Source organism: Dialister sp., assembly GCF_051885895.1.
In the GTDB taxonomy this organism is placed as follows: Bacteria; Bacillota; Negativicutes; order Veillonellales; family Dialisteraceae; genus Dialister.
Genome location: NZ_JBJEXP010000104.1, coordinates 1 through 7358, shown reverse-complemented (window position 1 = coordinate 7358; position 7358 = coordinate 1). Strand labels below are relative to the sequence as shown.

Below are 7358 nucleotides of genomic sequence, written 5' to 3'. Positions count from 1 at the left end.
AGAAACAAGAAACTATTAAACCCGTTTCATGTAGAAAAATGCTTCCTGGCAAATCCCATTTTCTGCACCATTTCCAGGGTGCCCAGGAAGGTGCCTTCTTTGTCCCGAACTGCCATGTACCGCACCAGTACCGGTTCCCCTTCCTTTTCCAGCCATACGTCGAAGAGGTCCTGCTTTCCGCTGCGGAAAGAGTCGATGAGCTGCCGCACCATGGGTACCACCTTCGGCGGGTGGCAGGTGTAGACTTCCCGTCCCAGGGCGGTGGCGGGTCGATTGAAGAGCTTTGGCTGTCCGTCATCGTTCCAGTAGCGGTTCATGTCTTTGGCATCTACGAAGGTGATTTCCATGGGCAGCGTATTCAGCATTGCTTCCAGCTCCTTCACCTTCAGTTCTCCTGTGGGAAGGTGGATGATGCCTTTTTCCATGGAAATTTCCTTTTTCTCACTGCTGAAAGCCTCCTGCCAGCGGGGCTGGGGGTCTATGAGGCAGGGCTCATAACGGTCAAAGTCCCGGGCAATGTCTTTCCATTCTTCTTTCGTGAAATTTTTGGCGCAGAGGGGGAAGAGGATGTTATTTTCTTTGTAAATCATTTCTTCTGCCCTGGTGAGAGCGGAGGAAAGGCGCTCTTTCCACTGGGGCGTTTCCCGGAGGGCGGCGCTCTGATGGCCCCGCTTTTCCAGATTCTGCAGGGTGTCCCGGATTTCATCGTCCACGCTCCACATGACGTCGGAGGGGCCGGAGAAACCGTAGTTTATTTTCAGAATGGGATAGAGCACATTTTTCTTGCTGTAATGAAGGGAAATCCGGCGGAGACGGCCCAGCTCCTCCATGGGATTTCCTCCTTCCTCCAGTACTTTTTTCACTTTTTCCAGCTGCTCTCTGATGGCTTCATTTTCCAGGGAAAGCAGGGACAGCGGGTGGCCCGGAATGGCACGGAGGGATTCATACAGTCCGTCGGCTCCGTCTTTCCGCTGGAGCATGGCAGCCGGCGAATGGCTGCCCAGAGACTCCTGTACCTTTGCTTCGGCGGCGGCGATTTTTTCGGCCTTGGTGGTGCCGTGGAAGAGAGCGGAATGCACATCACAGAGCCTCTGCACATCCTTAAGGGGCACGCCGCCCTTCAGAAGGGACTGCTCAGCCAGTGCGATTTCCCCGGGGTCCACATCTTTGAAATTTTTCACGAAATCGGCCCGCACCTTCTCCAGGTCTTCTCCCTGGGACAGGCGGCGGATATATTCGGTGATTTTGGCCGTCCTTTCATCAGCAGGTGCCGCTTCTTTGACGGCAGGGGAAGAGGCTCCGTCGAAAGAGCCGCCCAGGGTGAAACCGGCGGCGGTGAGTGCGGCAATGACCTTTCCCATGTCGATGTGCATCATCATGGCACCCTTGGGAATGGTCATGAAACGGCCCACCGTATTGAGGGCCGTTTTTTCTGTAATGCGGGTAAATCCAAGCTCCTTCATCAGGGGAACGAGCTCCGGATATTCCTTCACCAGGTCGTGTACGCTCTTTGTGAGATAGAGTATTTTCCGGTCTGCCATATATATCTCCTTTTCTGCATTTCATAGATAATTTTCAATGGGTAAACCCATTGTACCATGAAGAAAAGGGGGATGTCACTATAGTGATTACTTACAGGCTTGTCCGCACTGCCTTCCGGCAGCGGGTGAAAATTTTGCCGAAAGCCCAGGCGGTGGCAGCGGTGAAGGCCATGCCGGGAGCAGCGGCTATGAGCATTAAGGTAAGGCCCTTGCCCAGCAGGAAGTACATCACCACCCGGGCCAGGGCGGTACCCACAGGGCCGGAGAAAATATAGAAAATGGGATTGGATCCGGAAAGAAGCCAGAAAGCGCCTACGCCCAGACGGAAGGACATCTGGATGGCCACGTTCAGGATGGTGCAGGTACCAAGACCCAGCCCCATGAGAGAAGCCAGAATGCCGGCCACGATGTACTTCTTAAATCCGAAGACACCGCAGATGGCTACGGCAATGGGAGCGGACAGCTGGAATTCCGTGCCCGGCAGGATACCGGGAATGCGGAAGGTGCCGCTGACGGCAATCAGGACAGCCAGCAGGGCTGTTTCGCAGCAGTCCAGGGCCATGGTTCTCTCTCTGTTGACGGGCATTGTCTTTTCCATGTTGTTCTCCTTTTTGAACGATTATTCATTTGCGGCAGGAAAATCAGATGATAAAAGAATAGAGCAGACTTTCCGCCGCCCGGTGCCGGTTGTTTCAAATGCGGCATGTAACAGGGTTCTTCACTTTGCTCAGAATGACTGTGTCCGGCGGGGAGTCCCATAACGGCCACTTCATAAGCATCGCCTGCTGGGACGATACCACCATTCTCGGGCCATAGGCTGGTCAATCTTAAAAACCTTTACCGACCGGCTTCCCTCTCTGCTTTCATGACCGGCGTCAGGCGTTGTCAGCGAGACATTCGGCCATTACTTCCACTGCCCTGTCCAGCTGTTCTCTGGTATGAGCGGCGGTGACGGTGAGGCGTATGCGGCTGGTTCCTGCAGGAACGGAAGGCGGACGGATGGCGGAAAGGAGAATGCCTCTTTCCCGGCAGCGGGCGGCATATTCCATGGCCGCTTCCTCTCTTCCCATAACAATGGGAATGATGGAGGTGTCGCCGGGAAGGAATGAAATGCCTGCTTCCCTGAGCTTTTCCTTCATATATTTTGTGTTCCGGCGGAGAGCGCCCATGTATTTTTCAGGATTTCTTTCGAGAAGCCGGAGGGCAGTCAGGGCGGCGGCACCGGCGGAAGCAGGAATGGAGGTTGAAAAGATAAAGGGGCGGGAGCAGTTCCTGAGATAATCAGTTACAGGGCGGCAGGCAGCGGCAAATCCTCCTACGGAACCCAGGGATTTGGACAGGGTGCCTACCTGAATATCAATGCCTTCCATATGGTAGTACTCTGCGGTGCCCCGTCCTGTTTCTCCGATGACTCCCGTGGCATGGGCGTCATCCACAATGAGGCAGGCATCGTATTGTTCCTTCAGCTTCACCAGAGACGGCAGGTCCGCCACATCGCCGTCCATGCTGAATACGCCGTCGGTGACAATGAAGCGCTGGCCCGTTACCGGTGTTTCTTTCAGAAGCTTTTCCAGGGCATCCATACGGGAATGGGGATAGACCTTCACGGCGGCCCTGGAAATCCGGCATCCGTCTACAATGCTGGCGTGGTTCAGGGCATCGGAAAAAATTACATCGCCCGGTCCGGCCAAAGCGTAGAGAACGCCCAGATTGGTCATGTATCCCGTATTGAAAACGACCGCATCCTCCTTATGCTTGAAGGAGGCGAGTTCTTTTTCCAGATCGGACAGTTCAAATACAGCGCCGCTGGTGAGCCTGGCTCCTCCCGATCCGGTGCCGAAGGAAACCGCTTCTCTGGCGGCTTCTTCCACTTCCTTTTCATGGGTCATGCCAAGATAATCATTGGAATTAAAGACAATATATTCCTTTCCTGCCCTGTCCCGGCCCAGGGACGCGGTGATCATGCGGAGATCCTGTACCTTCCGGAAACGGTCTTCTCTTTGGATTTCCTGCAGCTTTTCCGGTATATCACTGATTTTCATGGGGAAGCCTCACTAGAACCGTCTGGTTCTGCATATAATCATCATATTCCCGGATATCCGTGCCGGGCTTCACAAAAAAGACACGGCCTCCTACGGGATCTCCCATGTCCTTCATGACTGTGATACGGCCGTAGCCGAATTTTCGAGAGCCCACATAGCCGGTGACATAGTCCGGGTCATCGGACCAGCAGAGCTCGGCTACCGTACCGGGGGCATAGGCCACCTTGGAAGCCAGTACCAGCGCTTCCCGGGGATGGTCGCCGCCAAGGCCCTTCTTTCCCATGATTTCATCGTAAAGCGCCGTATTTTCGCAGTCCATATTGCTGCAGCGCACGCCCCGCTCCTGACGGTTATCCAGTCTTTTTCCGCTTACCGCATCCATGACGATGGCGCCCCGCATGCTGTCGGTGAGGGATTCCAGCTCGAAAAAGGCACTTCTGACAGCCTCTCTGCTGACGCCGATGCGGATCAGCTCCCTTCTGGCTGCCTGGCGTCCCTCTTCCTTCGTCTTTGTATTGATCTGGTAAATGGGAATCATGGGACAGTAGGCAATGGTCTGGGGCTTTACCTCTTCCACCTTCACCTGAATGAAATCGGCGGCACCCCGTTCATGGGTCCTGGCCCGGCGGAGCATGGCGATCACATCCGCTTCCACCTGGTCTTCCGGTACGATTCTTTCTGCACCGGAAATATGACGGCCACCCTCTCCATGGCGGCCTCCAAGACTGGAACGCATTTTTACACTATACAGCAACGAAACCACTCCTTTTGTCAACTTACAATAGCATTATTGTCAACTGCAAGGGCATAAAATATTCCGAAGTTATCGCACTTCGGCTCTTGTTTTTTAGTGTAAAACTGTTAACTGTTATTTGTCAAGTAAGAAATATTATTTAGTTTACAATATAAACGAAGATGAAATTTAAAATTTCTGTCCCTTCTGCATTCGGAAATACAGCGGCCCTCCGGTCCATTTCTCCCCTCCGGCCCGGTACAGCGCAGTGCCGGAGCCTGCGAAGGAGCCGGATCCTTTGCGGTTAAACTGCGCTTTCTCTGTATGCTCTCCTTCCCCCGGCAGGGCACCAATTTGAAAGAAATCTGTTTTTTTGCTAGAATGATACTGTTATATGTTAGAGAGGTGCGAAATGTTTTTACATGAAATGATCAAAGGGGCAGATCCTGCACATTATGTATTTGAAGGAGAAAGAAGCGTCACCTATGGAGAACTGGAACAGGCTCTCCGCAGATACCGGAACTGTCTGTATGATATGGGAGTGAGGAAGGGATACAGAGTTGCTCTGTATTCCGCCAACCGTCCTGAATTTGTGTATGTCTATCTGGCAGTGGTAAGTCTGGGCGCCATCATTATTCCTGTCAACAATTCCCTGGTGGACCGGGAAGTGGACTACATTATCAAGGATTCCGGCGCCATGCTGCTGGTAACGGATACAGCGCTGGAAGTATCCTGCCCTTCCATTGACATTCATGACCTGGATTTCAGAGCGGAAGAGGATACCTGTCCGGAAGCTCCTGCATTCCCGAAGGAATTTACGGAAGATGATGTATGCGCCCTGGTATACACCTCCGGCACCACCGGCAGTCCGAAGGGAGCCATGCTGACTCACCGGAATCTGGTGAGCAATGTGGAACAGTTCATTTCCCGCATTGTATTCAAGGCGGAGGACAAGGTCCTCTGCGTACTCCCCATGTTTCACTGCTACGGTCTGACCACGGTAGTCAATGCGGGGCTGTATGCACATTCTACCATTGTCATTCTCCGTTCCCGCAGTCCTACGGAAATCATCAATGCGATTGTGCACCATTCCGTAACCATTGCCATTATGGTGCCGCCCATGTACAATCTTCTGGCCCGGCGGGGCGAACCGTCGGTGATGAAGACGGTGCATGCCTTTATTTCCGGCGGGGCCTCCATTCCCCAGCCTGTATCCCAGGCCTTTTATTTCCGGTTCCATCATCCCATACAGGAAGGCTACGGACTGACGGAAGCCTCTCCGGTCGTCTGCGTCCTTCCCAGTGCAAAGCCGAAGTACCTGACCAGCGGTCCTGTGCTTCCGGGGGTGGAAGCATATATCCGCACGGAAGGCGGCGGCCCCTATGTGCCGGGCACCGTGGGCGAACTGATGGTAAGAGGTTCCAATGTGATGAAAGGCTACTGGAACAAACCGGAAGAAACAAAAAAGGTGCTCTCTGAAGACGGCTGGCTCAGCACAGGAGACCTGGCCTACATGGACGCAGATCAATACATTTATATTGTGGACCGCATCAAAGACCTGATCATTGTCAATGGCGAAAATATTTATCCGGGAGAAGTGGAAGACTGCATTTACGAAGTGGAAGGCGTAGCGGAATGTGCCGTGGTAGGCCATCCGGATCCCCTTCGCGGACAGGCGGTATGGGCTTATATTGTCATGAAGGACGGCTATGATTTTGACGAAAACAAACTCAGAAAGCATATGTCCAAAAACATTGCCAGCTATAAAATCCCCCGCCGCTTCATTCCCATGGATGCTCTGCCGAAAAATGCCACAGGCAAGATTCTGAAACGGGCATTGAGAGATAACTGACGGATCAATCAAAGAAAGAGCAGCCTTGAGGGCTGCTCTTTTTGACTGCTTTTTCGTTGTGATGGCTATCGTTTTATGAATCCGGGACGCATGAAGCAGCTTTTATAGTTCCGGCAGTTCTCTTCCTTCCAGGGTACGGCGGACCAGACGGATATGCCGGTCCACCGTTTCCAGACGCCAGCCTGTTTCCAGCTGTTCCCCGCAGGAAAGGGAAAGTATGCATTTTCCATTGTCTCCGGTATAAAAGCTCCTGACTGCATCCATACGGACATAGCCGAGGGTAGGCGCCTTCTCCGCCATGCGGATCTGTACGAAAATACTGCCGTCATTCAGCAGGAGTCCGGTGCCCCGCCGGCCGCGGAAAAGCTTTCGGCAGGCCCGGTTATCATTTCCCATAAAAGCAGCCAGCGTATTGATGTATCGTTCCACACTGCAGAAACGCCGGCACCGCCTTCCATCGTCATATACCACCATACAGCCCTGGGCAGGGCCGTTCATTACGGGAATGAGTGCTGCAATCTGTGAAGGTTCCATATTTTTCTCCTCCGGTTATCTTCTTTTCAATCAGCATTCCTTGTTCCAAGCCCGGTTTATATTATGTGCATCTCATAATAAGAACATAAGTTCTTAAAATATTATATAAGAACTTATGTTTGAAATCAAGACCTCTTCTATGAACCGGGGAGCTCTTTTTAAAATACCGGTGCAAAGGATGCAGAAGACAAAAGGTTCTTACGATTAACGAGCTTTCAGGCTCCGAGGTTCTCAGGCGTGACGGTTCTGAAAGAGCCTAAGACTGTGGTATCGTTCTTTTGGTCAATAAATGGATGCCATTGCCTTTCTGTCTTATTATGTTGTGTGGTTTTATAAAGATGGCGCCTCTCCTATTTAAAAGGTACCACCGCTATTCTTCATTCTGTATTTCCATTCTTAATTTCTTCCACTACCATTTGTATCTTATGAATCTTTGCTGGGACTACCGCCGCCCCATCGCAAATGAATCCCAAAAAATATTTCAAAAACCTGTTGACACAAATCAGCATCCATGGTATCATCATACCTGTCGCCGCGAGAGCGGCGGCCCCGATGAAGTTCTTCCCATAAATCACTTCAAAAAAGTGCTTGACAGGATGCGACGATTCGTGGTATGATAATCAAGTCGCTTGAAGAGCGATGATTCTTTGAAAACT

At 52.1% G+C, this 7358-nt stretch carries 6 protein-coding genes; 1 reads left to right on the top strand and 5 read right to left on the bottom strand.

From position 1 onward, the window contains the following. Positions 1-26 precede the first annotated feature (26 nt). The 4 genes from ACI4N7_RS08785 to ACI4N7_RS08770 all read right to left on the bottom strand — a co-directional run bounded on the left by ACI4N7_RS08785 (position 27) and on the right by ACI4N7_RS08770 (position 4346). The gene (locus ACI4N7_RS08785) at positions 27-1541 is read right to left on the bottom strand and encodes a DUF438 domain-containing protein (RefSeq protein ID WP_439732985.1); all 1515 of its coding nucleotides are present in this window, start codon (positions 1539-1541) and stop codon (positions 27-29) included. A gap of 91 nt (positions 1542-1632) precedes the next feature. Further along, positions 1633-2139 carry a hypothetical protein gene (locus tag ACI4N7_RS08780; RefSeq protein ID WP_439732984.1) on the bottom strand — a complete coding sequence of 169 codons (507 nt, stop codon included), beginning with the start codon at positions 2137-2139 and terminating at the stop codon, positions 1633-1635. A gap of 277 nt (positions 2140-2416) precedes the next feature. Next, positions 2417-3583 carry an aminotransferase class I/II-fold pyridoxal phosphate-dependent enzyme gene (locus ACI4N7_RS08775; protein WP_439732983.1) on the bottom strand — a complete coding sequence of 389 codons (1167 nt, stop codon included), beginning with the start codon at positions 3581-3583 and terminating at the stop codon, positions 2417-2419. Further along, positions 3570-4346 carry a 6-carboxyhexanoate--CoA ligase gene (locus ACI4N7_RS08770; protein WP_439732982.1) on the bottom strand — a complete coding sequence of 259 codons (777 nt, stop codon included), beginning with the start codon at positions 4344-4346 and terminating at the stop codon, positions 3570-3572. The genes ACI4N7_RS08775 and ACI4N7_RS08770 overlap by 14 nt, the downstream gene beginning before the upstream one ends. A gap of 382 nt (positions 4347-4728) precedes the next feature. Between ACI4N7_RS08770 and ACI4N7_RS08765 the strand changes: the two genes are divergently transcribed. Beyond that, the gene (locus ACI4N7_RS08765) at positions 4729-6168 is read left to right on the top strand and encodes a class I adenylate-forming enzyme family protein (protein WP_439732981.1); all 1440 of its coding nucleotides are present in this window, start codon (positions 4729-4731) and stop codon (positions 6166-6168) included. 102 nt (positions 6169-6270) lie between these two features. Here the strand turns inward: ACI4N7_RS08765 and ACI4N7_RS08760 are convergent, their stop codons facing one another. Beyond that, complete coding sequence (locus ACI4N7_RS08760) at positions 6271-6702, bottom strand: hypothetical protein (RefSeq protein ID WP_439732980.1); 432 nt, start codon at positions 6700-6702, stop codon at positions 6271-6273. Between the last annotated feature and the right edge of the window lie 656 nt (positions 6703-7358).

Excerpts from the sequence above, each read along its gene's own strand:
- ACI4N7_RS08785 (WP_439732985.1), bottom strand. The coding sequence starts at position 1,541 with ATGGCAGACCGGAAAATACTCTATCTCACAAAGAGCGTACACGACCTG.
- ACI4N7_RS08760 (WP_439732980.1), bottom strand. The coding sequence starts at position 6,702 with ATGGAACCTTCACAGATTGCAGCACTCATTCCCGTAATGAACGGCCCT.
- ACI4N7_RS08765 (WP_439732981.1), top strand. The coding sequence starts at position 4,729 with ATGTTTTTACATGAAATGATCAAAGGGGCAGATCCTGCACATTATGTA.
- ACI4N7_RS08775 (WP_439732983.1), bottom strand. The coding sequence starts at position 3,583 with ATGAAAATCAGTGATATACCGGAAAAGCTGCAGGAAATCCAAAGAGAA.
- ACI4N7_RS08780 (WP_439732984.1), bottom strand. The coding sequence starts at position 2,139 with ATGGAAAAGACAATGCCCGTCAACAGAGAGAGAACCATGGCCCTGGAC.